Annotated in this window: 18 protein-coding genes and 1 pseudogene; 8 read left to right on the top strand and 11 right to left on the bottom strand. The window is 73.9% G+C overall.

Annotation, left to right across the window (positions count from 1 at the left end):
- Positions 1-175 precede the first annotated feature (175 nt).
- Positions 176-511, bottom strand: a complete 336-nt coding sequence (locus tag ACZ5FU_RS23900; protein WP_451528854.1) for a chorismate mutase — start codon at positions 509-511, stop codon at positions 176-178.
- A gap of 199 nt (positions 512-710) precedes the next feature.
- Between ACZ5FU_RS23900 and ACZ5FU_RS23905 the strand changes: the two genes are divergently transcribed.
- On the top strand, positions 711-1607 hold the full coding sequence (locus tag ACZ5FU_RS23905) for a hypothetical protein (protein WP_451528853.1): 897 nt from the start codon (positions 711-713) through the stop codon (positions 1605-1607).
- Positions 1608-1772: 165 nt separating this feature from the next.
- Here the strand turns inward: ACZ5FU_RS23905 and ACZ5FU_RS23910 are convergent, their stop codons facing one another.
- From ACZ5FU_RS23910 to ACZ5FU_RS23925, 4 genes are all read right to left on the bottom strand, one after another.
- Complete coding sequence (locus ACZ5FU_RS23910; protein WP_451528852.1) at positions 1773-2501, bottom strand: vWA domain-containing protein; 729 nt, start codon at positions 2499-2501, stop codon at positions 1773-1775.
- A gap of 249 nt (positions 2502-2750) precedes the next feature.
- Complete coding sequence (locus ACZ5FU_RS23915) at positions 2751-4214, bottom strand: glutamate synthase subunit beta (RefSeq protein WP_451528851.1); 1464 nt, start codon at positions 4212-4214, stop codon at positions 2751-2753.
- Positions 4207-8802, bottom strand: a complete 4596-nt coding sequence (gene gltB, locus ACZ5FU_RS23920; RefSeq protein WP_451528850.1) for a glutamate synthase large subunit — start codon at positions 8800-8802, stop codon at positions 4207-4209. Before gltB ends, ACZ5FU_RS23915 begins: the two co-directional genes overlap by 8 nt.
- Before the next feature lie 382 nt (positions 8803-9184).
- A complete protein-coding gene (locus ACZ5FU_RS23925; protein WP_451528849.1) occupies positions 9185-9916 on the bottom strand; it encodes a VIT1/CCC1 transporter family protein in 732 nt (243 codons plus the stop codon).
- Positions 9917-10209: 293 nt separating this feature from the next.
- On the opposite strand from ACZ5FU_RS23925, the gene ACZ5FU_RS23930 reads away from it, so the two are divergent.
- From ACZ5FU_RS23930 to ACZ5FU_RS23960, 7 genes are read left to right on the top strand one after another with little or no spacing between them, the layout of a single operon-like run.
- Positions 10210-11214, top strand: coding sequence for an ADP-ribosylglycohydrolase family protein (locus ACZ5FU_RS23930; RefSeq protein WP_451528848.1), 1005 nt, complete (start codon positions 10210-10212; stop codon positions 11212-11214).
- Entirely contained in the window at positions 11211-12755 is a 1545-nt protein-coding gene (locus tag ACZ5FU_RS23935) for an ADP-ribosylglycohydrolase family protein (RefSeq protein ID WP_469046566.1), read from the top strand. The genes ACZ5FU_RS23930 and ACZ5FU_RS23935 overlap by 4 nt, the downstream gene beginning before the upstream one ends.
- Positions 12756-12763: 8 nt before the next feature.
- On the top strand, positions 12764-13981 hold the full coding sequence (locus tag ACZ5FU_RS23940) for an ADP-ribosylglycohydrolase family protein (protein ID WP_469046567.1): 1218 nt from the start codon (positions 12764-12766) through the stop codon (positions 13979-13981).
- Complete coding sequence (locus ACZ5FU_RS23945; RefSeq protein WP_451528845.1) at positions 13981-15351, top strand: ADP-ribosylglycohydrolase family protein; 1371 nt, start codon at positions 13981-13983, stop codon at positions 15349-15351. The genes ACZ5FU_RS23940 and ACZ5FU_RS23945 overlap by 1 nt, the downstream gene beginning before the upstream one ends.
- Positions 15348-16241, top strand: coding sequence for a ribokinase (gene rbsK / locus ACZ5FU_RS23950; RefSeq protein ID WP_451528844.1), 894 nt, complete (start codon positions 15348-15350; stop codon positions 16239-16241). The genes ACZ5FU_RS23945 and rbsK overlap by 4 nt, the downstream gene beginning before the upstream one ends.
- Complete coding sequence (locus ACZ5FU_RS23955) at positions 16238-17464, top strand: CaiB/BaiF CoA transferase family protein (protein ID WP_451528843.1); 1227 nt, start codon at positions 16238-16240, stop codon at positions 17462-17464. The genes rbsK and ACZ5FU_RS23955 overlap by 4 nt, the downstream gene beginning before the upstream one ends.
- Positions 17461-18282 (top strand): HpcH/HpaI aldolase/citrate lyase family protein, encoded by an 822-nt coding sequence (locus tag ACZ5FU_RS23960; protein WP_451528842.1) that lies wholly within the window; start codon positions 17461-17463, stop codon positions 18280-18282. Before ACZ5FU_RS23955 ends, ACZ5FU_RS23960 begins: the two co-directional genes overlap by 4 nt.
- A 261-nt stretch (positions 18283-18543) precedes the next feature.
- On the opposite strand, the pseudogene lgt reads toward ACZ5FU_RS23960, so the two are convergent.
- The 6 genes and pseudogenes from lgt to trpC all read right to left on the bottom strand — a co-directional run.
- Positions 18544-19417, bottom strand: a pseudogene (gene lgt / locus ACZ5FU_RS23965) (prolipoprotein diacylglyceryl transferase); the annotation flags it as partial.
- An 82-nt stretch (positions 19418-19499) separates the two neighbouring features.
- A complete protein-coding gene (locus tag ACZ5FU_RS23970) occupies positions 19500-20276 on the bottom strand; it encodes a DsbA family protein (RefSeq protein ID WP_451528840.1) in 777 nt (258 codons plus the stop codon).
- Positions 20277-20428: 152 nt separating this feature from the next.
- Positions 20429-21247 (bottom strand): tryptophan synthase subunit alpha, encoded by an 819-nt coding sequence (gene trpA / locus ACZ5FU_RS23975; protein ID WP_451777210.1) that lies wholly within the window; start codon positions 21245-21247, stop codon positions 20429-20431.
- Positions 21244-22527 carry a tryptophan synthase subunit beta gene (gene trpB / locus ACZ5FU_RS23980; protein WP_468838768.1) on the bottom strand — a complete coding sequence of 428 codons (1284 nt, stop codon included), beginning with the start codon at positions 22525-22527 and terminating at the stop codon, positions 21244-21246. The genes trpA and trpB overlap by 4 nt, the downstream gene beginning before the upstream one ends.
- A 64-nt stretch (positions 22528-22591) precedes the next feature.
- Positions 22592-22831: a tryptophan biosynthesis modulator TrpM gene (gene trpM / locus ACZ5FU_RS23985; RefSeq protein WP_451528837.1), complete on the bottom strand. Its 240-nt coding sequence runs from the start codon at positions 22829-22831 to the stop codon at positions 22592-22594.
- Between the two features lie 19 nt (positions 22832-22850).
- Positions 22851-23660, bottom strand: a complete 810-nt coding sequence (gene trpC / locus ACZ5FU_RS23990) for an indole-3-glycerol phosphate synthase TrpC (protein ID WP_451528836.1) — start codon at positions 23658-23660, stop codon at positions 22851-22853.
- Positions 23661-23800 lie beyond the last annotated feature (140 nt).

Raw genomic sequence — 23800 nt, forward strand, 5'->3', positions numbered from 1 at the left:
CGACCGGCCACCGGCTTGCGCCCCGGTACCGACGCCCGGTACCCGCCGGACGACGCCCGGTGCCCGCCCGGGGCGCGCGGCACACGCCGCGGCGAGGCCGCGGCCGTACGGGGGCCGGACGCAAGGGCGGCCGTACGGGGGGCCCGGCGGCCGTGCGCGGGGCCGTCCGTGGAGGTCAGGCGCCGTTGACGGCGTCCTCGGCGATGCGCTCGTGGTGGCGGATCACCTCGGCGATGATGAAGTTGAGAAGTTTCTCGGCGAACGCCGGGTCGAGCTTGGCGCTCTCGGCGAGGGCGCGCAGCCGGGCGATCTGGCGGGCCTCGCGGGCCGGGTCGGCGGGCGGCAGCTGGTGGCGGGCCTTGAGGTGGCCGACCTGCTGCGTGGCCTTGAAGCGCTCGGCGAGCATGTGGATGACGGCCGCGTCGATGTTGTCGATGCTGTCGCGCAGCCGGGCGAGTTCCTCGTGGACGGCGGGGTCGACGTCACCGGTTCCGGTGTTGCTGGTGGTCATGGGCGTTCACCCTAGTGCGTCCTGGTGCGTCGCCCTCCGGGGCCCGCGGTCGCGGGATCCCCGCCGTCGGGTCGCCCGCCCGGCGCACGCCCCACGGCTCCCCCGGCCTCCCCCCGGCCGTCTCCGGTTCTCGCCGGGGCCGCTTCCGGCGGTCGCTCGTACAGTGGAAGCGGGTGGACGGCGTCTTGGGGGTGCGGGCGTGGCGAACGGCGGACCGGTCGAGCACGGCTATCCCCACCTGGACACGGTGCGGGACGCCGTCACCGCGCTGTACCGGCGGCTGTCGTACGACACCGTGCACCGGTTCCCGGTCAGCGTGGCCCCCGTGGACGTGGCGTTCTGCGACACCGACGACCTGCATCTCGGGGCGCAGCGGGTGGCGCGGGAGCTGGTGCGGCACTTCCGTCTGCCGGACGCCCGGATGATCGTCGGCTTCCGGGAGATGCGGCACGCGGCCCACGTCGAACTGACGGCGGGGCCCGAGTACTTCATCGAGCTGAACGACCGTTTCCGCACCCATCGGCGGGACATCGGCGCGGCCCTGGCGCACGAGATCATGCACGTCTTCCTGCACCGCGTGGACCTGGCGTTCCCCGGCACGCGTGACAACGAGATCCTCACGGACACGGCCACCGCCTATCTGGGGGCGGGGTGGCTGCTGCTCGACGCCTACCGGGAGGACGCCTCCTCCTCGCAGAAGCTGGGGTACCTGACGCCGGAGGAGTTCGGGTACGTGCTGGCCAAGCGGGCGCTGGTCTTCGGGGAGGACCCGTCGACGTGGTTCACCAGTCCGCAGGCGTACACCGCGTACGTCACGGGGCGGGAGCGGGCCCGCCTCGACGAACGGCAGCCGCCGTTGACGGCCGCGGGACGGGTGGGGCGGTGGCGCTACGCGCGTGACCGGCGGCAGGCGCAGGGCTCCCCGGTGCCGGTCGCCCCGCCGGCCGTTGCGTACGCCTTCGCGCCGGACGGGCGGGGGCCGCTGCGGGTGACGTTCCCCTGCCCCACCTGTCTTCAGCGGATCAGGGTCCCGGTGCGGGGGCGGGTGCGGGCGCGGTGCGGGTTGTGCCGGACGGTGCTGGAGTGCGACACCTGAGCCCGAGGCGTCCGCAGGGACGTCCGCCCGGCCGTGCGCGGCCCGGCCGTGCGCGCCGCGGAGCACGGCCTGTCGCCGTGGCCCACCGGTGCCCGCGCACCGCGCGCCGCCCGGGGCGCCCGACCCCGGGGAAGTGCCGTGCGGGCGGCCCGGGCGCCGCCCGGCTCAGCGGCCGGGGCCCACGATCCCCCGCGCCCGTGCCGCCTCCAGCCACTGGGGGAACTCGCCGACCAGGCGGTCGTACAGGTCCGCGTCCGGGACCCGGCGCGGATCGGCGCCCGCGTGGAAGAAGCCGGCGTTGTCGACGACCCGTTTCTGCGGCACGGGCAGTTCGTCGAGCCTGCGCAGGAAGTCGAACTGCTTGCTGTCCTTGTCGCCGAAGCCGATGAACTGCCAGAACATCGGCAGCGTGGAGGCCTTGCACAGGTAGCGTTCGGCGGCGAGCTTGTTGATCGGGCCGCCGTCGGTCTGGAAGACGACGAGGGCGGGCTCGCGGGAACCGCTGTCGAGGTAGTGGTCGATGACGGCGTCCATCGCCAGGTGGTAGCTGGTCCTGCCCATGTGCCCGAGACCGGCCGCGATCCGCGCCACCCGCCCCTGGTGGTCGGCGAGCGCGATGTCGGTGACGGCGTCCACGTCGGTGGAGAAGAACACCACCGGTACCCGTCCGTCGTCGTCGAGGTGCGCCGAGAGTCCCAGCACCCGGTCGGCGAGCGCCTGCACGCTGCCGTCGCCGTAGTACGGCTTCATCGACCCCGAGTAGTCCACGACCAGGTAGACGGCGGCGCGCTGCCCGTCCAGGCCGTGCTTCGTGAGGGACACCCCGGCGCTCTTGTACAGGCTGACCAGCGCGGGCGCCGTCTCCTGGACCTTGCTGAGACTGATCGCGACCATGGGCCACACCCTCCCACAGCCGGACGTGCGGCGGCGCCTGCCCGGTCGTCCGGTCGGGGACAGGGGGGCAGGCGCCGTCTCGGGGGGTGTGCGGGGGCGGTGCCCCCGGACATCCCGCCCGTACGCCGTTGTACGGGACGCTTGGTGACGGGCCGTCGGGCGACCCGTCGGACGGTCCGGCGGACGGTCCGCCGGACGGGGCGCGGGGCGCTCCGCCGGGCGGTCCGCCGGGCCGTCGGGACCGGCCGGTCAGACCGTCAGGGACCGGTCGGTCGGCCGGATCGGGGCCGGCAGGTCGCTGGCGCCGGTCAGGAAGCGGTCGACGCCGCGGGCGGCCGAGCGGCCCTCCGCGATCGCCCACACGATGAGGGACTGGCCGCGGCCGGCGTCACCGGCGACGTACACGCCCGGCACGTTGGTGCGGAAGTCGGCGTCGCGGGCGATGTTGCCGCGCTCGTCCAGCTCCAGGCCGAACTGTTCCACCAGGCCGTTCTCGCGGTCGGTGCCGGTGAAGCCCATGGCGAGGGTGACCAGCTGGGCGGGGATCTTGCGCTCCGTGCCCGGCTTCTGGGTCAGCCTGCCCTCGACGAACTCGACCTCGGTGAGGTGCAGCCACTGGACGTTGCCGTCCTCGTCGCCCTCGAAGTGGGTGGTGGAGACGGAGTAGACCCGCTCGCCGCCCTCCTCGTGCGCGCTGGTGACCTTGTAGAGCATCGGGAACGTCGGCCACGGCTGGGCGACCGGGTTCCGCTCCTCGTTCGGGCGGGGCATGATCTCCAGCTGCGTGACCGAGGCCGCGCCCTGGCGGTGGGCGGTGCCCACGCAGTCGGCGCCGGTGTCGCCGCCGCCGATGACCACGACGTGCTTGCCCTCGGCCGAGACCGGGGGTGCCACGAAGTCGCCCTCCTGCACCTTGTTGGCCAGCGGCAGGTACTCCATGGCCTGGTACACGCCCTTGAGCTCGCGGCCGGGGACCGGCAGGTCGCGGGCGGTCGTGGCGCCGGCGGCGATGACGATCGCGTCGTAGCGCTTCTTCAGGTCGGTGGCCTTGAGGTCGCGGCCGATCTCGACGCCCGTGCGGAAGCGGGTGCCCTCCGCGCGCATCTGCTCGATGCGGCGGTTGATGTGCCGCTTCTCCATCTTGAACTCGGGGATGCCGTACCGCAGGAGGCCTCCGACGCGGTCCGCGCGCTCGTAGACGGCGACGGTGTGGCCGGCCCGGGTCAGCTGCTGGGCGGCGGCCAGGCCCGCCGGGCCCGAGCCGATGACCGCGACCGTCTTGCCGGACAGCCGCTCGGGGATCTGCGGGGCGACGTCACCGGTCTCCCACGCCTTGTCGATGATCGAGACCTCGACGTTCTTGATGGTGACCGGCGGCTGGTTGATGCCGAGCACGCACGCCGACTCGCACGGGGCGGGGCACAGCCGGCCCGTGAACTCCGGGAAGTTGTTCGTGGCGTGCAGGCGCTCGGAGGCCGCCGACCAGTCCTCGCGGTAGGCGAAGTCGTTCCACTCGGGGATCAGGTTCCCCAGCGGGCAGCCGTTGTGGCAGAACGGGATGCCGCAGTCCATGCACCGGCCGGCCTGCTTGCCGATGATCGGCAGCAGCGAGCCGGGGACGTAGACCTCGTTCCAGTCCTTGACGCGCTCCTGGACCGGACGCGACCTGGCGACCTCGCGGCCGTGGTTGAGAAAGCCCTTGGGATCAGCCATTGGTCGCCGCCTCCATCATCTTCTCGGTGATCTCGGTCTCGGAGAGACCGGCTCGCTCGGCGGCGTCCTTGGCGGCGAGCACTGCCTTGTACGTGCTGGGGATGATCTTGCTGAAGCGCTCCACGGACGCGTCCCAGTCGGCGAGCAGCTTCTCGGCGACCGTCGATCCGGTCTCCTCGGCGTGGCGGCGCACCACGTCGTGCAGCCACGCCTTGTCGGTGTCGTCGAGCGTCCCGACCGCGCCGAGGTTGCCGGCGTTGACGTGGTCGCGGTTCAGGTCGATCACGTAGGCGACGCCGCCGGACATGCCGGCCGCGAAGTTGCGGCCCGTCTCGCCGAGGACGACCGCGTGACCGCCGGTCATGTACTCGCAGCCGTGGTCGCCCACGCCCTCGGAGACGACCGTCGCGCCGGAGTTGCGGACGCAGAACCGCTCGCCCGTGCGGCCGCGCAGGAACAGCTCGCCGCCGGTCGCGCCGTAGGCGATGGTGTTGCCCGCGATCGTCGAGTACTCGGCGAGGTGGTCGGCGCCCCGGTCGGGGCGGACGACGACCCGGCCGCCGGAGAGGCCCTTGCCGACGTAGTCGTTGGCGTCGCCCTCCAGGCGCAGTGTGACGCCGCGCGGGAGGAAGGCGCCGAAGGACTGGCCGGCCGAGCCGGTGAAGGTGATGTCGATGGTGTCGTCGGGCAGGCCCGCGCCGCCGAACTTCTTCGTCACCTCGTGGCCGAGCATGGTGCCGACCGTGCGGTTGATGTTGCGGATCGCGACCTGGGCGCGCACCGGGTGGGCGTCGGCCTGGGAGTCCGCGGCCAGCGCGTCGGCGGCGAGCTTGATCAGCTCGTTGTCGAGCGCCTTCTCCAGGCCGTGGTCCTGTGCGACGACCTGGTGGAGGGAGGCGCCCTCGGGCAGCGCCGGCACGTGGAACAGCGGCTCCAGGTTCAGGCCCTGGGCCTTCCAGTGGTCGACGGCGCGCTCGACGTCGAGGACCTCGGCGTGGCCGACGGCCTCCTCGATCGAGCGGAAGCCGAGCTCGGCCAGCAGTTCGCGGACCTCCTGCGCGATGAACCGGAAGAAGTTCACCACGTACTCGGCCTTGCCGTTGAACCGGTCGCGCAGCACCGGGTTCTGGGTGGCGATGCCGACGGGGCAGGTGTCCAGGTGGCAGACGCGCATCATGACGCAGCCGGAGACGACGAGCGGCGCGGTGGCGAAACCGAACTCCTCGGCGCCGAGCAGCGCGGCGATGACCACGTCGCGGCCGGTCTTCAGCTGGCCGTCGGTCTGCACGACGATGCGGTCGCGCAGGCCGTTGAGCAGCAGGGTCTGCTGGGTCTCGGCGAGGCCGAGCTCCCAGGGACCGCCCGCGTGCTTCAGGGAGGTCAGCGGGGACGCGCCCGTGCCGCCGTCGTGGCCGGAGATGAGGACGACGTCCGCGTGGGCCTTGGAGACACCGGCGGCGACCGTGCCGACGCCGACCTCGGAGACCAGCTTCACGTGGATGCGGGCCTGCGGGTTGGCGTTCTTGAGGTCGTGGATCAGCTGGGCCAGGTCCTCGATGGAGTAGATGTCGTGGTGCGGCGGCGGGGAGATCAGGCCGACGCCCGGCGTCGAGTGACGCGTCTTGGCGACCCACGGGTAGACCTTGTGGCCGGGCAGCTGGCCGCCCTCGCCGGGCTTGGCGCCCTGGGCCATCTTGATCTGGATGTCGTCCGCGTTGACCAGGTACTCGGAGGTGACGCCGAAGCGGCCGGAGGCGACCTGCTTGATCGACGAGCGGCGCGCCGGGTCGTACAGGCGCTCCGGGTCCTCGCCGCCCTCACCGGTGTTGGACTTGCCGCCCAGCTGGTTCATGGCGATGGCGAGGGTCTCGTGCGCCTCCTGGGAGATGGAGCCGTACGACATGGCGCCGGTGGAGAAGCGCTTGACGATCTCGTCGACCGACTCGACCTCGTCGAGGGGGATCGGCTGCCGGCCCGAGCTGAAGCCGAACAGGCCGCGCAGCGTCATGAGGCGCTCGGACTGCTCGTTCACGCGGTCCGTGTACTTCTTGAAGATGTCGTAGCGGCCCGCGCGGGTGGAGTGCTGGAGGCGGAAGACCGTCTCCGGGTCGAACAGGTGCGGTTCGCCCTCGCGGCGCCACTGGTACTCGCCGCCTATCTCCAGCGCGCGGTGGGCCGGCGCGATGCCGCTGGCCGGGTAGGCCTTGGCGTGGCGGGCGGCGACCTCCTTGGCGACGACGTCGATGCCGACGCCGCCGATCTTGGTGGCGGTGCCGTTGAAGTACTTCGCGACGAAGGCGTCGTCGAGACCGACGGCCTCGAACACCTGGGCGCCGCGGTAGGAGGCGACGGTGGAGATGCCCATCTTGGACATGACCTTCAGGACGCCCTTGCCGAGGGCGTAGATCAGGTTGCGGATCGCCTGCTCGGGCTCCATGCCGTTCAGGAAGGTGCCGGCGCGCAGCAGGTCCTCGACGGACTCCATCGCCAGGTAGGGGTTGACGGCGGCGGCGCCGAAGCCGATCAGCAGGGCGACGTGGTGCACCTCGCGGACGTCGCCGGCCTCGACCAGCAGGCCCACCTGGGTGCGCTGCTTGGTGCGGATGAGGTGGTGGTGGACGGCCGCGGTGAGCAGCAGCGACGGGATCGGCGCGTGCTCGGCGTCGGAGTGGCGGTCGGAGAGCACGATGAGGCGGGCGCCGTTGGCGATGGCCTCGTCGGTCTCGGCGCAGATCTCCTCGATCCGCGCGGCCAGCGCGTCCCCGCCGCCGTGCACCCGGTACAGGCCGGAGAGGGTGGCGGCCTTGAAGCCGGGCATGTCGCCGTCGGCGTTGATGTGGATGAGCTTGGCCAGCTCGTCGTTGTCGATCACCGGGAAGGGCAGCACGACGGAGCGGCAGGACGCGGCGCTCGGGTCGAGCAGGTTGCCCTGCGGGCCGAGCGAGGAGCGCAGGGAGGTGACCAGTTCCTCGCGGATCGCGTCCAGCGGCGGGTTGGTGACCTGTGCGAACAGCTGGGTGAAGTAGTCGAAGAGCAGCCGCGGGCGCGAGGACAGCGCGGCGATGGGCGAGTCGGTGCCCATGGAGCCGATCGGCTCGGCGGCCGACTTGGCCATCGGCGCGAGCAGGATGCGCAGCTCCTCCTCGGTGTAGCCGAAGGTCTGCTGGCGGCGGGTGACCGAGGCGTGCGTGTGCACGATGTGCTCGCGCTCGGGCAGGTCGCCCAGCTCGATCTCACCGGCTTCGAGCCACTCCGCGTAGGGGTTCTCGGCGGCGAGGCGGGCCTTGATCTCGTCGTCCTCGATGATGCGGTGCTCGGCGGTGTCGACGAGGAACATCCGGCCGGGCTGGAGGCGGCCCTTGCGGACGACCTTCGCCGGGTCGATGTCGAGGACGCCGACCTCGGAGCCGAGGACGACGAGGCCGTCGTCGGTGACCCAGTAGCGGCCGGGGCGCAGACCGTTGCGGTCGAGGACCGCGCCGACCTGGACGCCGTCGGTGAAGGTGACGCAGGCGGGACCGTCCCAGGGCTCCATCAGGTTGGAGTGGAACTGGTAGAAGGCCCGGCGGGCCGGGTCCATGGAGTCGTGGTTCTCCCACGCCTCCGGGATCATCATCAGCACGGAGTGCGGCAGCGAGCGGCCACCGAGGTGGAGCAGCTCGAGCACCTCGTCGAAGGACGCCGAGTCGGAGGCGTCCGGCGTACAGATGGGGAAGACGCGGTCGATGCGCTCCTGGTCCCCGAAGAGGTCGGAGACCAGCTGGGACTCGCGGGCCGCCATCCAGTTGCGGTTGCCCTTGACGGTGTTGATCTCACCGTTGTGCGCGACGAAGCGGTACGGGTGTGCGAGCGGCCACGACGGGAAGGTGTTCGTCGAGAAGCGCGAGTGGACGAGCGACACGGCCGAGGCGAAGCGGCGGTCGGACAGGTCCGGGAAGAAGGGCTCGAGCTGGCCGGTGGTCAGCATGCCCTTGTAGACGATGGTCCGCGCGGACAGCGAGGGGAAGTAGACGCCGGCCTCGCGCTCGGCGCGCTTGCGCAGCACGAAGGCGCGGCGGTCGAGGTCGATGCCCTTCGAGCCGCCGTCGCCCACGAACACCTGACGGAAGGCGGGCATCGTCGAGCGGGCGGTGGCGCCGAGGAGCTCGGGGGCGACCGGGACCTCGCGCCAGCCGAGGACGGTGAGGCCCTCTTCGGCGGCGATCGTCTCGATGCGCGAGACGGCGTCCTGCAGACCGTCCTGCGGCAGGAAGGCGATGCCGACGGCGTAACCGCCGGCCTCGGGCAGCTCGAACCCGGCGACCTCGCGCAGGAACGCGTCGGGGACCTGGGTGAGGATGCCCGCGCCGTCGCCGGAGTCGGGCTCGGAACCGGTGGCGCCACGGTGCTCGAGGTTGCGCAGAACGGTCAGCGCCTGCTCGACCAGCGTGTGGCTCGCCTCGCCGGTGAGGTTGGCCACGAAGCCGACGCCGCAGGCGTCGTGCTCGTTGCGGGGGTCGTACATACCCTGCGCAGCAGGGCGAGCATCCATGAAGGACCAGTTCTGGCCATTCGCGGAATGCTGGGACGGCTGGCGCGGCGTACGCATCGGCTCTCCCGTCGTCGTCTCAAGTGGCATGTCTGCTGGCGAAGGGACGACGTTGGCCCTCTGCGTAAGTGCAAAATTTCGTGCAGGTTACATGATGGAGCGGTTCTCGGGAACCGGATACTCCGTTCCAACATGCGGACGCCGGGGGTGGCGGCGGGGTGCCGCGGGAGCGGCTGAAAGTGTGTGGGGGGACTTGACCGGACACCATCGGTCGGACGGGTGTCCATCGGTCCAGGGGGCGGAGGGGGCGTCGTAGCCCACTCCGCGGATGCACCGCGGGCGTCGTTGCCCGCAGCGCTTACGGCTCATGCCCGGTGGTCACGCGCGCGAAACCAGTGAGTAACGGCTATTTATGCGTCCCGTCGCATAAATACCGGCCCGTCTATCCTACGGCCGTCCCGAAGAAACTGCCCAGGGCGTACGTCACACCGGCCGCCGCGCCGCCGAGGGCGAGCTGCCGCAGCCCGCTGTACCACCAGGTCCGCGCGGTCACCCGGGCCACCACCGCGCCGCACAGGAAGAGCCCGAGCAGCGCGAGCAGGACGGCCGGCCAGAGCACGGTCGCGCCCAGCAGGTAGGGCAGGACGGGCAGCAGGGCGCCCAGCGCGAAGGCGCCGAAGCTGGAGACGGCGGCGATCAGCGGCGAGGGCAGGTCGGAAGGGTCGATGCCCAGTTCCTCGCGGGCGTGTATCTCCAGGGCCTGCTCGGGGTCGCGCGAGAGCTGCGAGGCGACCTGCCGGGCGAGGTCGGGGTCGACGCCGCGGGACTCGTAGAGCGCGGCCAGCTCGGCCTCCTCGTCCTTCGGGTGCTTCCTCAGCTCGCGCCGTTCGACGTCGAGCTCGGCCTCGACGAGTTCGCGCTGCGAGGCGACGGAGGTGTACTCGCCGGCGGCCATGGAGAAGGCGCCGGCGGCGAGGCCCGCGAGCCCGGTCAGCACGATGGTCTGGCGCTCGACCGCCCCGCCGGCGACACCGGTCATCAGGGCGAGGTTGGAGACGAGGCCGTCCATCGCGCCGAAGACGGCCGGCCGCAGCCAGCCGCCGTTCACGTCCCGGTGGGTGTGGTTGTCCCGGTGCGCCTCGTGCAGCGCCGCCTCGGTCTCGATGAGAGCCATGCCGATCTCCAGACGTACGTCTCCGCGCCGCCCGGCGTACCTCCGGACAGCCCTCTTTGGACTCATTCCATATTTTGACAACGCTCAGACTACGCCCACGCTTCCCGCCCCGCCAGCAAGGAAAGGCTCCACTAACCTGCGGCTTTACCGTCGTTCGCTCATTCGATCAAGGTCATGCACAGATGTCGACCGGGTGACATGACGGCTCGGGAGGCTCAGGTCAACCGCCGACGGTGGGACACATCCGCAAAGGGCTCCGCACCCGTGCGCGGCCCCCGGAGAAAGGGCCCCGTATGGCATCGATCGCCTGCATGCCCCCGGTCCCGGCGCCGGGGGACGCCACCGCCCTGCGTGACCGGGCCCGCGGCGCGCTGCTCGGCCTGGCCGTGGGGGACGCCCTCGGCGCACCGGCCGAGAACCTCAGGCCGTCCGAGATCCGCGCCCGCTGGGGCCGGGTCACCGGCTACGTCACCGACCATCCGGCCGGCACCGACGACACCGAGTACGCGATCTTCTCGGGCCTCCTGCTGGCCCGGCACGGCTCCGCGCTGACCCCCGCCCACGTGGAGGCGGCCTGGCACCGGTGGATCACCGGCCGTCACGAGGGCCCCTTCCGCGGAGCGGGCTTCAGCGAACGCGGCACCCTGGAGAACCTCCGCCGGGGCCTGGCCGCCCCCGTCTCCGCCCAGCACCGGCACGCCTGGAGCGACGGCCTCGCGATGCGCGCGGCCCCCTTCGGCGTGTTCGCCGCGGGCCGCCCGGCCGAGGCCGCCCGCCTGGTCGCCGTCGACGGCTCGGTCAGCCACGACGGCGAGGGCATCCACGGCGGCCGGGCGGTCGCGGCGGGCGTCGCGGCCGCGATGGCGGGAGCGCCGCCGGTCGCCGTGGTCGCCGCCGCCCTGGCCGTGGTCCCCGACGACTCCTGGACGGCCCGCTCCCTGCGCCGCGCGGTCGCGGTCGCCCACCGCGGCGAACGCGCCGTCCGCTCCGCCGTCGTCATCGGCGGCTACCCCTGGACCGACCTGGCCCCCGAGGCGGTCGCCCTGGCCTTCGGCGCGTACGCGGCGGCCGACGGCGACTTCGCCCGGGCCGTCCTGACGGCCGTCAACATGGGCCGCGACGCCGACACGACGGCAGCGGTGGCGGGCGCCCTGGCCGGCGCCGGCCAGGGCGTCTCGGCGATCCCCCCGGACTGGGCGGCCGCCATCGGCCCGGCCCGCGGCAGCTGCCTGCCGTCGGTCTCGGGCCACCACGTCCTGGACGTGGCCGACCTCCTGACCCGGGCGGCGACCTCATGAGGCCGCCGGGACCGTGGGACGAGGGCGCGGCGGGCGGCCCGATGGCCCCGGCGCCGCCCGGTGACGCCACCGCGGGCGCCGCGACCACGGCGGAACCGCCCACGCCCCCGACGGATCCGGTGGACACCACCGGCCTCACCGTCACGGCGGAGCCGACGGAACCCGCGACCACCGACGGCGACGACGGAGACCGAGCCGGCGGCGACGTCGATGCCGACACCGGCACCGCGAACACCGCGGGCACCAGGGGTGCCGCGACCACGGCGGAGCCGGGCGGACCCGCGGCCGGTGCCGTCGGGAACCCCCCGCCGGAGCCGGCCGCGCCCGACGGCGATGCCCGTACGGGCCGCACGGGCGGTACGGGCGGTACGGGCGGTACGGGCGGGAGCCGCGCCCCGGCCGGGAGCGCGGCCGGTGCCGGGCCGGGCCCGCGCCGGACCGAGGGCCTCCTCCTCGGCCTCGCCGCCGGCGACGCCGCCGGCTGGCCCGCCGCCCGCCACCGCGCCGCCCGCATGCCGGAGTGGACCCGCCGCCTCACCCGCGAACTGGACACCTTCGCCGAGCAGAACGCGACGACGACGCTCCCCGTCCCCGTCGCCCTGAACCAGTCCCCCGAACCCCTCCGCCTGGGCCCGTCCGACGACGCCGAGTGGGCGGTGTTCACCGCGGAGGCGGTCCTGCGGGCGGGCGACGACACCGTGCTCGGCGACCTCAGCCGCCGGCGCCGCGTGCGCGCCGCCATCGACCTCACCTGGAACACCCTCGCCGGTGAGGTCGCGGCGGCGGCGGACCGCGCGCCCGAGGTGGAGTCGGCCGTGCTCCCCCTGCGTGCCCGCATCTCGGTCCGGGCGGGCCTCGGCAACCTGGCCACCGGTCTGCGCCCGCCCGCCACCGGCCACGACAATCCGCACTACTTCGACGACGCCGCCTGCGTCCGCGCCTGCGTGCTCGCGGTGGCCCACCCCGGCGACCCCCGGCTCGCCGCCGAGCTGGCCGAGTTCGACGCCCGCTACACGCAGGACGGCGACGGCGTGCACGGCGCCCGCGCGATGGCGGCGGCCCTCTCCCTGGCGCTGGCCGGCGCGGACACCGGGGCCTGCGTGTCCGCGGCGCTCGCCGAACTCCCCGAGGACACCGAGATCGGCCGCAACGCCCGGCACGCGCTCGCCCTCGCCCGGGCCGCGGAGAGCGCGTTCGCCCTGGTGCCGCCGTTGGAGCACCAGATCGTCGACCACGTCTACAGCTACGGCGTCGCCGCCGCCGAGACCGTCCCGGTCGCCCTCGCCCTGGCCCTCGCGTCGGACGGGCGGATCGCGGAGGCCGTCCCGGCGGCGGCCTGCCTGTCGCGGGTCGCGGACTCCGCCCCCGCGCTCGCGGGCGCGCTGACCGGGGCGCTGGGCGGGGCCGCGTCGATCCCGGCGACCTGGCGCGCCGCCTGCCGCACCCTCCCCGGCTGCGCCCTGCCCCGCCTCACCGGCACCGACCTGGTGGAACTCGCCGGACTGCTGGAAACCGCACCACCGGCCCCGCCAGGAGGATGATTCGCCTCATGACACCCGAAACAGCAGAAAACGGCGGCGGGTCGGAGGGAGACCCGCGGCGGCGGACCCCGGCGGGGCGGGCCCCGGAGGGCGGGACGCTGGAGGAACGCGTCACGGGCGCCCTCGTCGGCGCGGCCGTCGGCGACGCCCTGGGCGGCCCGGTGGAGGGGTACTCCCCCGACCAGATCCTCCAGCGCCACGGCGGCCGCGTGCACGGCGTCGTCGGCCCCTGGAACGGCGCCGAATGGCGTACGGCCCGCCCCGTCGCGCCGTACCACAAGGGTGACGGCCACGTCACCGACGACACCTTGATGACCCACGCGCTGGTCCGGGTCTACACCACGGTCCGCGACCACCTGGACGCGTACGCGCTCGCTACCCACCTGGTCCCCGACCTGATGACGACCCCGCGCTGGATCCCGGAGCTGGAGGCCGAGGCGCTCCCCCTGCAACGCGTCTTCCTGGCGGAGAAGTGGCTGGTCGCCAGGATCCACTACGGTCACGTCGACCCGCGCGAGGCGGGCGTCGGCAACATCGTCAACTGCGGTGCGGCGATGTACGCGGCGCCCGTGGGGCTGGTCAACGCGACCGACCCGGCGGCCGCCTACGCCGAGGCGATCGACCTGGCGGGCGCCCACCAGTCGTCGTACGGCCGTGAGGCGGCGGGCGTCCTGGCGGCGGCGGTGGCCGCGGCCTGCGTGCCCGGCGCGACGCCCGACTCGGTGGTGACGGCGTGCCTGTCCCTGGCCAAGGACGGCACCCGGGACGCCATCGAGCGGGTCTGCGAAGTGGCCTCCCGTCACCGGGACTTCGAGTCGGCGCTGGTCCCGCTCCGGCAGGCGGTGGCGCCGTACGACACCGTCGGCCCCGACTACCGGCAGCCCTCCCTGGCCGCCCGCCGCCCCTCCCGCGTGCACGCCGTCGAGGAACTCCCCGTCGCCCTGGGCATGGTGGTCGTGGCCGGCGGCGACTACCGCCACGCCGTGCTGGGTTCGGTGAACTACGGCCGTGACTGCGACTCGATCGCGACGATGGCCGGCGCGGTGACCGGAGCCCTCGGTTCCCCCGTGCCCGACGCGTGGTCGAAGCGGGTCGCGGAGGCCAGCCGCCTGGACCTGTGGTCGCCGGCGGCCGCCCTCGCCGAGGTCGCCCGGGAGGTCTTCGACAAGGACGTCCGCCGCCGCCGGGCGCACGAGCGGGCGTTCGCCGCCCTCGGGGGCCGGTGATGCTCCGCCTGACCTGGGTGCAGCCCGAGGACCTCGTCGGCCACGAACTGCGGCAGGCCGCCCAGGACGGCCGCGAGCCCTCGGCGGTCGCGGCCCGCTGGCGGGCGGCGGGCGGGTGGGAGGCCCCGGAGCGGGCCGGCGCGTCCCCCCGGCGCGCGTCGCGCTACCTGCGCCTGCTGGCGGAGGACCTGCTGGACGAGCTGGCGGACCTGCCGAGCGCCCTGACGGAGGACGAACCGACGGACCTCGCGGACATCAGGGCCGCCTGTCCGGCGTGGCCCGCCGGTCCCGCGGGCGGGCGCGGCCCGGTCCCCGGCCCGGCCGGCCTGGAAGCCGCCTGGCTCGGCCGCGCGGTGGGCTGCCTCCTGGGCAAGCCCGTGGAGAAGCTCCCCCTCGACGCCGTCCGCGCCCTGGCCCGCGCCACCGGCAACTGGCCCCTGAACGACTACTTCACGGCCCGGGGCGTCCCGTCGGACCTGCTGGAGGCGCACCCCTGGAACCGCCGCTCGGCGCCCACCTCCCTCGCCGAGAACATCGACGGCATGCCCGAGGACGACGACCTCAACTACCCCCTGCTCAACCTGCTCCTGCTCCGGCGTCACGGCAGGACCTTCACCACCGCCGACGTGGCGCGCCTGTGGCTGGACGAACTCCCCGCCGGGCGCACCTTCACGGCCGAACGCGTCGCCTACCGCAACCTCCTGTGCGGCGTCGAACCCCCGCTCACCGCCCGCCACCGCAACCCCTTCCGCGAGTGGATCGGCGCGCTGATCCGCGCCGACGTCCACGGCTGGACCAATCCCGGGGACCCGGCCGCCGCCGCCGGGCAGGCGCACCGCGACGCCACCCTCACCCACACCGCGAACGGCGTCTACGCGGCGATGTTCACGGCGGCCACCGTCGCCGCCGCCGCGGCGGGCGGGCACGACGTCCACGCCTGCCTGCGCACCGGTCTCACCGTGGTCCCGCCCCGCTCGCGCCTGTTCCGGGCCGTCACGCACGCCGTCGGACTCGCCCGCGAGCACGCCGACTTCGACACGGTCGTGGACGAACTCCACACCGCGTACGGCACGACCCACCACTGGGTCCACGCCGTCCCCAACACCGCCCTGATCGCGGCCGCCCTCACCCACGCCGACGGCGACTTCACCGGCTCCGTCTGCCGTGCCGTCGCCGGCGGCCTGGACACCGACTCCGACGGCGCCACCGCCGGCGGCGTCGCCGCGCTGCTCGCCGGTGACCCGGCCGCCCTCCCCGACCGCTGGACGGCCCCGCTCAAGAACCGCCTGGCCACCTCCGTCGCCGACTTCGACGGCACCGGATTCGACACCCTCGCCCACCTCACCCACCGGGAGGCTGCACGCCCATGACCGACATCGTCGTGCTCGGCAGCACGAACATGGACCTCGTCGCCCACGTCGAGAAGGCCCCGCAGCGCGGGGAGACCGTGACGGGACGGGAGTTCCGCACGACCCCCGGCGGCAAGGGCGCCAACCAGGCCGTCGCCGCCGCCCACGCGGGCGGCATCGTCTCGATCATCGGCGCGGTCGGCAACGACGCCTTCGGCGCCCGGCTGCGCTCCGCCCTGGAGTCGTCGGGGGTGAACACCGACCATCTGCGCACGGTGGAGTCCCCCTCCGGCACCGCGCACATCGTGGTGGACGACGAGGGCGGCAACGCGATCGTCGTCGTGCCCGGCGCGAACGGCACCGTCGACCACCTCGTCCCCGGCGACGAGGTCCTCATCGCCTCCGCCGACACGCTGCTGCTCCAGCTGGAGATCCCGCTCGCGGCGGTCGTCGCCGGCGCCCGCGCGGCCCGCGCCCACGGCGTGCGGACCGTCCTCACCCCCGCCCCCGTCCAGCCCCTGCCGCCCGAACTCCTCGCCACGACCGACCTGCTGGTGCCCAACGAGCACGAGGCCGCCGCGCTCACCGGCCGCACCGACCCGCGCGAGGCGGCCCTCGCCCTCCTCGACACCGTCCCGCAGGTCGTGGTCACCCTCGGCGCGGCCGGCAGTCTGTACGCGGCCCGCGGCGCCGAACCCGTGACCGTCCCCGCCCCGCGGGTGAGCGCCGTGGACACCACCGGCGCGGGCGACACCTTCGTAGGCGCCCTCGTGGTGGCGCTCGGCGAGGACCGTCCCGTCCGGGAGGCCCTGGCCTGGGCCGCCGCCGCGGCGGCGCTGTCGGTCCAGCGGCCGGGCGCCTCCGCGTCGATGCCGTACCGCTGCGAGATCGAGAAGCGGCACACCTCATGAGCGGGCCGGACGACCCCCGCACCGCGGCCGGGACGGGCCGCGCGCCCCTCGCCGGTCTGCGCGTCCTCGACCTGGCCACCCTCTTCGCCGGCCCCCTCGCCGCCACCATGCTCGGTGACTTCGGCGCGGAGGTCGTCAAGGTCGAGCACCCGTCGAAACCCGACCCGTCCCGGGGCCACGGCCCCTCCAAGAACGGCGTCGGCCTGTGGTGGAAGATCCTCGGCCGCAACAAGCGCGCCATCACCCTGGACCTGTCCCGGCCCGGCGGCCGCGCCACCCTGCTCCGCCTCGCCGCCGGCGCCGACGTGATCATCGAGAACTTCCGCCCCGGCACCCTGGAGAAGTGGGACCTCGGCTGGGAGGAGCTGTCGGCGGTCAACCCCCGGCTGGTCCTCACCCGCGTCACCGGCTTCGGCCAGTTCGGCCCGTACGCCCACCGTCCCGGTTTCGGCACCCTGGCCGAGGCGATGAGCGGCTTCGCCTCCCTCACCGGCGAGCCCGACGCGCCCCCGACCCTGCCGCCGTTCGGCCTCGCCGACTCCATCGCGGCGCTCACCACGGCGTACGCCGTCATGACGGCCCTCGCCGCCCGCGACCGCACGGGCGAGGGCCAGGTCGTCGACATGGCGATCATCGAACCGATCCTGACCGTGCTCGGCCCGCAGCCCCTCTGGTACGACCAGCTCGGATACGTCCAGGAGCGCACCGGGAACCGCTCCGCGAACAACGCCCCGCGCAACACCTACCGCACGGCCGACGGGACCTGGGTCGCCGTGTCCACGTCGGCCCAGTCGGTGGCGGAGCGGGTGATGCGGCTGGTCGGCCGCCCCGACCTGATCGACGAGCCCTGGTTCACGACGGGCGCCGGACGGGCCGCCCACGCCGACGTCCTCGACACGGCGGTCGGCACCTGGATCGCCGCCCGCGCCCGCGTCGACGTCCTCGCCGCCTTCGAGAAGGCGGAGGCGGCCGTCGCCCCCGTCCAGGACGTGCGGGACGTGCTGACCGACCCGCAGTACCAGGCCCTCGACACCGTCACCACGGTCGACGATCCCGAACTGGGCCCGATCCGCATGCAGAACGTCCTCTTCCGCCTCTCCTCCACCCCCGGCGCGATCCGCTGGGCCGGGCGCCCGCACGGCGCGGACACCGACGCCGTCCTCACCGAACTGGGCCTCACCCCGGCCGAGCTCGCGGCCCTGCGGACGGAGGGCGCCCTGTGACCTTCCCGCTCACCTGGCTGTACGTCCCCGGCGACCGCCCGCACATCGTCGCCAAGGCCCTGCGCTGCGGGGCGGACGTCGTCGTGATCGACCTGGAGGACGCGGTCGCCCCCGACCGCAAGGAGTACGCCCGCCGGGCCACCGCCGAGCTGCTCTCCGAGGAGCCGCCGGTCCCCGTCCACGTCCGGGTCAACGCCGTGGACGGCCCCCTCGCCGCCCCCGACCTGCGGGCGGTGGCGCCGCTCCCCGGCGTCCACGGCCTCCGCCTGCCCAAGGTGACCTCACCCGCCCAGATCACCCGGATCGCCGACCGGGTCGCGGAGCACGGCCCGCGTCCGCTGCACGCCCTCCTGGAGACGGCCCTCGGCGTCGAGCACGCCTACGCCATCGCCGCCGCCCACCCCGACCTGCGCGGCATCTCCCTGGGCGAGTCCGACCTGCGGGCCGACCTCGGCGTGCGGGCGGACGCGGGTCTCGACTGGTCCCGCTCCCGGGTGATCGTCGCCGCGCGGGCGGCGGGACTGGCCCCGCCGCCGCAGTCGGTCCACCCCGACATCCGCGACCTGGAGGGCCTGGCGTCCTCCTGCGCGCACGGGCGCGGCCTGGGCTTCCTGGGCCGGTCGGCGATCCATCCCCGCCAGCTCCCGATCATCGAACGGGCCTACCTGCCCACGCAGCGGGAGATCGAGGAGGCGGAGACGATCGTGAAGGCGGCCGCGGCCGAGCCGGGCGCCCAGGCCCTGCCGGACGGCCGGTTCGTCGACGCGGCGGTGGTGGCGACGGCCCGGCGGACGCTGTCGCTGGCCCGCCGCACCTGAGCCGTCGCACACGACGAGGGCGCCCGGAGATCCCGGGCGCCCTCGTCGTCGTGGAACGTCGCCGTCAGCTCTTCCTGCCCGCCGGGCCGGACTCGGCGGCGTCCTTCGCCCGCTCCCCCGCCTCCGCCTTTCCGGGTTCGCCGTCCTTGCCGGCGTCGCCGGGCTCGCCGTCGGCCTTCGCCTCCGCCTTGCCGTCGTCGCCGTCCCGCGCGAACCCGGGCTTCTCCCCGGCCGCGGCTGCGCCGTCGGTGCCGGTGCCGGCATCCGCGTCGGAGCCGGTGTCGCCGTCGGAGCCGGTCTCACCGTCTGCGGGGCCGTCAGCACCCGGTTCCACCACGGCCTCCCGTCCCGGCCGCTTCCTGGCCGAGATCACGAGGTACGCCACGGCCAGCAGGAACACCACGAGCGCGGTCCAGTTGTTCAGCCGCAGACCGAGGATGTGGTGGGCGTCGTCGACGCGCATGTACTCGATCCAGAAGCGACCGGCGCAGTACGCGGCGACGTACAGGGCGAACGCCCGTCCGTGCCCCAGCTTGAAGCGGCGGTCGGCCCAGATGACGAGGAGGGCGACGCCGACGCACCACAGCGACTCGTACAGGAACGTCGGGTGGTAGTGACCCGGCACCCCGCCGTCCACGGAGGACGTGATGTCCAGGGCCCACGGCAGGTCGGTCTCCTTGCCGTACAGCTCCTGGTTGAACCAGTTGCCCCAGCGGCCGATCGCCTGCGCGAGGGCGATGCCCGGCGCGATGGCGTCGGCGTACGCGGGAAGCGGGATGCCCCGTCGGCGGCAGCCGATCCAGGCGCCCACCGCGCCGAGCGCGATCGCGCCCCAGATGCCGAGGCCGCCCTCCCAGATCTTGAAGGCGTCCACCCAGTCGCGGCCCTCGCTGAAGTACAGCTCGTAGTCCGTGATCACGTGGTAGAGCCGGCCGCCGATCAGACCGAAGGGCACGGCCCAGACGGCGATGTCGGCCACCGTGCCGGCCCGCCCGCCCCGGGCGATCCAGCGCTTGTTGCCGAGCCAGACGGCGACGAAGACACCGATGATGATGCAGAAGGCATAGCCGCGCAGCGGAATGGGGCCGAGGTGGATCACTCCGCGCGACGGGCTGGGAATGTAGGCAAGTTCCATGGCAGGGTCGACGCTACCGTGCCGGGCCGGGCCCACGGCGGGCAGCCCGGCTACGGCTCCATAACGGGGAGGTGGGCGAGGCTCACCCCTGGTCGGCCTTCTCCACCATCTCCTTCAGCTTGGCCGGCGTCATCGTCCGGTCCTGGTAGATGTTCCTGCCGTCGAGCAGGACGGTCGGGGTGCCGGTGAAACCGCCGGTGCGGAAGGCCTGGTTGGACTTCTCGACCCAGCTGTCGTGCGTGCCCTTCTCCACGCAGGTACGGAAGGCGGGGGTGTCGAGGCCGTCGACCTTGCCGGCGAGTTCGAGGAGCCTGTCCTCGTCGGCGAAGGCGTCGTCGGTCTCCTCTGGCTGGTCGACGTAGAGCACGTCGTGGTAGGCGGAGAACTTGCCGGCGTCCTGCGCGCAGGCCGCGGCGTTGGCCGCGGCGCGCGACCCGCTGCCGCCCATGTTGCCGTCGATGATGGTGGCCAGGTGGTACTCCACCTTCAGCTTCCCGGCGCCGGTCAGCTCGTGGATCGTCGAACGGTAGGTGTCCTCGAAGGACTTGCAGGCCGGGCAGCGGAAGTCTTCCCACACGGTGAGCGTGGACCCCGCGCCCTCCTTCCCGACCGGGATCGCGAGGGCGTCCTTGCCCTGCGCGCCCGAGGGCGCCACGACCGGGCCCGCGCTGTCGCCGCCGTCGTCCTTGCCGGCGTTCGCCGCGACGATGCCGATGACCGCGGCCAGGCCCAGTACGCAGACGACGCTCGCGGTGACGATCAACGCGCGCCGCCGCCGCTCCGCCGCCTTCTGTCTGTCCCGCTCGACCGCCAGCCGCTCCCGGGCGGTGCGCTTCCTGTCACGATTCTTCTCGCTCACACCCCGGAAACGAACCGGGGAGGCGCTGAGCGCCTCCCCGGTCCCAGGTCCACCCGTTCGTGTGACCGGACCTCTCGTGCCCGACGTGCTCCACACGGCCGCACGCATGCCCGGCCGCACGTGCGGCCGGGCGCGGTCGGGCGCGGTCGGTCCTAGACCTGGCCGCGCACGCCCCGGGCCAGCTCGCCCGCGAGTTCGCGCACGGCCTCGACACCGGCCGCCTCGTCCGGGGCGTCGAGCATCCGCTTGACGAAGGCCGAGCCGACGATCACGCCGTCGGCGAAGGCGGCGACCTCGGCGGCCTGGCGGGGGTCGGAGACCCCGAGGCCCACGCAGACGGGCAGCGCGGTGCCGGTCGCGCGGGTGCGCTCGACCAGGTCCCGGGCCTGCGTGCCCACCGACTCGCGGGTGCCGGTGACCCCCATCAGCGAGGCGGCGTAGACGAATCCGCTGCCGGCGCCGGTGATCGTGGCCAGCCGCTCGTCCCGGCTGCTCGGCGCCACGACGAAGACCGTCGCCAGGCCGTGCTTGTCGGCGTGCTCCCTCCACAGCGCCGACTCCTGCACGGGCAGGTCGGGCAGGATGCACCCGGCGCCGCCCGCCTCGGCGAGCTCGGCCGTGAAGCGCTCGACGCCGTAGCGGTCGACGGGGTTCCAGTACGTCATGACGAGGACCGGCTTGCCGGTGGCCGCGTGGGCCTCGCGGACCGTGCGCAGGACGTCCGCGATCCGCACGCCGCCGCGCAGGGCGATGTCGTCGGCGGTCTGGATGACCGGGCCGTCGAGGACGGGGTCGCTGTGCGGCAGCCCCACCTCGACGACGTCGGCGCCGCCGTCCAGAGCGGCCTTGACCGCCTCGATGCCGCCGTCGACCGTCGGGAACCCGGCCGGCAGGTAGGCGATGAGCGCGGCGCGGCCCTCGGCCCCGGCGGCGGCGAGGGTGTCGGACAGCAGCTGGACGTTCCCGCTCACTTGGCGTCCCCCTCGATCTCGGCGGTGTCGGCCGCGTCGGCGGCGACCTCGGCGTCGGTGTCGTACAGCCCGAAGTAGCGGGCGGCCGTGTCCATGTCCTTGTCGCCCCGGCCGGAGAGGTTGACGACGATCAGACCGTCCTCGCCCAGCTCCCTGCCGATCTCCAGGGCGCCGGCCAGCGCGTGCGCGCTCTCGATGGCCGGGATGATGCCCTCGGTGCGCGACAGCAGGCGCAGCGCCTGCATGGCCGCGTCGTCGGTGACCGCGCGGTACTCACCGCGGCCGCTGTCCTTGAGGTAGGAGTGCTCGGGGCCGATCCCCGGGTAGTCCAGGCCGGCCGAGATCGAGTACGGCTCGGTGATCTGGCCCTCGTCGTCCTGGAGGACGTAGGAGCGGGAGCCGTGCAGGATGCCGGGCTCGCCCGCGGTGAGGGTGGCGGCGTGCTCGCCGGTCTCGACGCCGCGCCCGGCCGGCTCGCAGCCGACGAGGCGCACCTGCGGGTCCGGGATGAAGGCGTGGAAGAGGCCGATGGCGTTGGACCCGCCGCCGACGCAGGCGACGGCCGCGTCGGGCAGGCGGCCGGCGCGCTCCAGGATCTGGCGGCGGGCCTCGACGCCGATGACGCGGTGGAAGTCGCGGACCATCGCCGGGAAGGGGTGGGGCCCGGCGACCGTGCCGAACAGGTAGTGGGTGCGGTCGACGTTGGCGACCCAGTCGCGGAAGGCCTCGTTGATGGCGTCCTTCAGCGTGCGGCTGCCGGACTTCACGGCGACGACCTCGGCGCCGAGCATGCGCATCCGGGCCACGTTCAGGGCCTGGCGCTGCGTGTCGATCTCGCCCATGTAGACGGTGCACTCCAGGCCGAAGAGCGCGCAGGCGGTGGCGGTGGCGACGCCGTGCTGGCCGGCGCCGGTCTCCGCGATGACGCGCGTCTTGCCCATCCGCTTGGTGAGCAGGGCCTGGCCGAGCACGTTGTTGATCTTGTGGGAGCCGGTGTGGTTGAGGTCCTCGCGCTTGAGGAACACCCGGGCGCCGCCGGCGTGTTCGGCGAACCGCGGCACCTCGGTGAGGGAGCTGGGCCGGCCGGTGTAGTGGGCGAGCAGGTCGTCCAGTTCGCGGGCGAACTCGGGGTCGTGCCTGGCCTTGTCGTACTCGACGGCGACCTCGTCCACGGCGGCGACCAGGGCCTCCGGGATGAACTTGCCGCCGAAGGCGCCGAAGTAGCCTTCGGCGGTGGGGACCTGACCCTCGGGGTCGGGAATGAAGAACTCGCTGGGCATGCGGAAACCTCACGGTGAGTGGGAAGGGAACCGATCGCCGTGGGGCGGAGCTGGTCCGGCGGCCTCAGGCCGGGTGCGGCCGGGCGCACCCGGGCGGCGGAACCGCGCGGGTGGACACTGCGCTGCGCCCCTCGGGGGCGCGCTGCCATCGGCGTCCGTTCACCTGGCCCGGCTCGTCGCCGATGACGTACCGCACCCTGCGGCCGTGCACCCTGCGGGCGGGCGCGCGACAGCCACGGGGGCGGCAGCCGCGCGCGAGGCGGGCGTACCGGTCCGTGGCCGCGGGGGCGAGGGGCGGGATCATCGTGGCAAGCCTAGCGGGGTCAGCCGCGGCCGTGGCGCAGGGCGGGGTGCTCGCCCGCCGCGACGAGGTCGGCGACCGCCGTCCTCGGGTCGCGGCCGGTGACGAGGGACTCGCCGACCAGGACCGCGTCGGCGCCGGCGTTGGCGTAGGCGATCAGGTCGTGCGGGCCCCGGACGCCGGACTCGGCGATCTTGACGAGGTGGTCCGGGATCTCGGGGGCGACCCGCTCGAACGTGCCCCGGTCGACCTCGAGGGTCTTGAGGTTGCGGGCGTTGACGCCGATCAGCTTGGCACCCGCGTCCACCGCGCGCTCGACCTCGTCCTCGTCGTGCACCTCCACGAGCGGGGTGAGGCCGATGGAGACGGCGCGCTCGATCAGCGACTCCAGGGCCGGCTGGTCGAGGGCGGCGACGATCAGCAGGGCGAGGTCGGCGCCGTACGCGCGGGCCTCCCACAGCTGGTACGACGTGACGATGAAGTCCTTGCGCAGCACCGGGATGTCGACGCGCGCGCGGACCGCTTCGAGGTCGGCGAGCGAGCCGCCGAAGCGGCGCTCCTCGGTCAGGACGGAGATGACGGCGGCGCCGCCCGCCTCGTAGTCGGCGGCGAGGCCCGCCGGGTCGGCGATCGCGGCCAGCGCGCCCTTGGAGGGGCTGGAGCGCTTGACCTCGCAGATCACCTTGACGCCTTCGCCCTTGAGCGCGGCGACCCCGTCCTTGGCCGCGGGGGCCTTGGCCGCGCGCTCCTTGAGCTCGTCGAGGCTGACGCGCGCCTGCCGCTCCGCGAGGTCGGCACGGACTCCGTCGATGATCTCGTCGAGCACACTCACGCGAGCGGCCCCCTTCCAGACGGTTGCGGTTCCAGCGACCAGAGGTAATCGATGGTCACTTCGATGGTATCCGGAGGAGGGCGGTGGCCCCGCATCCGGTGGAGGGCGGCGCCTCCCCCCGTCCTCGGACCAGCTTCGCA

The organism is Streptomyces sp. NPDC031554 (genome assembly GCF_055580685.1).

Coding starts and splice junctions, on each gene's coding strand:
- ACZ5FU_RS23940 (WP_469046567.1), top strand. CDS start 12,764: ATGACACCCGAAACAGCAGAAAACGGCGGCGGGTCGGAGGGAGACCCG.
- gltB (WP_451528850.1), bottom strand. CDS start 8,802: ATGCGTACGCCGCGCCAGCCGTCCCAGCATTCCGCGAATGGCCAGAAC.
- ACZ5FU_RS23935 (WP_469046566.1), top strand. CDS start 11,211: ATGAGGCCGCCGGGACCGTGGGACGAGGGCGCGGCGGGCGGCCCGATG.
- ACZ5FU_RS23915 (WP_451528851.1), bottom strand. CDS start 4,214: ATGGCTGATCCCAAGGGCTTTCTCAACCACGGCCGCGAGGTCGCCAGG.
- trpB (WP_468838768.1), bottom strand. CDS start 22,527: ATGCCCAGCGAGTTCTTCATTCCCGACCCCGAGGGTCAGGTCCCCACC.
- ACZ5FU_RS23925 (WP_451528849.1), bottom strand. CDS start 9,916: ATGGCTCTCATCGAGACCGAGGCGGCGCTGCACGAGGCGCACCGGGAC.
- ACZ5FU_RS23945 (WP_451528845.1), top strand. CDS start 13,981: ATGCTCCGCCTGACCTGGGTGCAGCCCGAGGACCTCGTCGGCCACGAA.
- ACZ5FU_RS23910 (WP_451528852.1), bottom strand. CDS start 2,501: ATGGTCGCGATCAGTCTCAGCAAGGTCCAGGAGACGGCGCCCGCGCTG.
- ACZ5FU_RS23900 (WP_451528854.1), bottom strand. CDS start 511: ATGACCACCAGCAACACCGGAACCGGTGACGTCGACCCCGCCGTCCAC.
- rbsK (WP_451528844.1), top strand. CDS start 15,348: ATGACCGACATCGTCGTGCTCGGCAGCACGAACATGGACCTCGTCGCC.
- ACZ5FU_RS23930 (WP_451528848.1), top strand. CDS start 10,210: ATGGCATCGATCGCCTGCATGCCCCCGGTCCCGGCGCCGGGGGACGCC.
- ACZ5FU_RS23955 (WP_451528843.1), top strand. CDS start 16,238: ATGAGCGGGCCGGACGACCCCCGCACCGCGGCCGGGACGGGCCGCGCG.
- trpM (WP_451528837.1), bottom strand. CDS start 22,831: ATGATCCCGCCCCTCGCCCCCGCGGCCACGGACCGGTACGCCCGCCTC.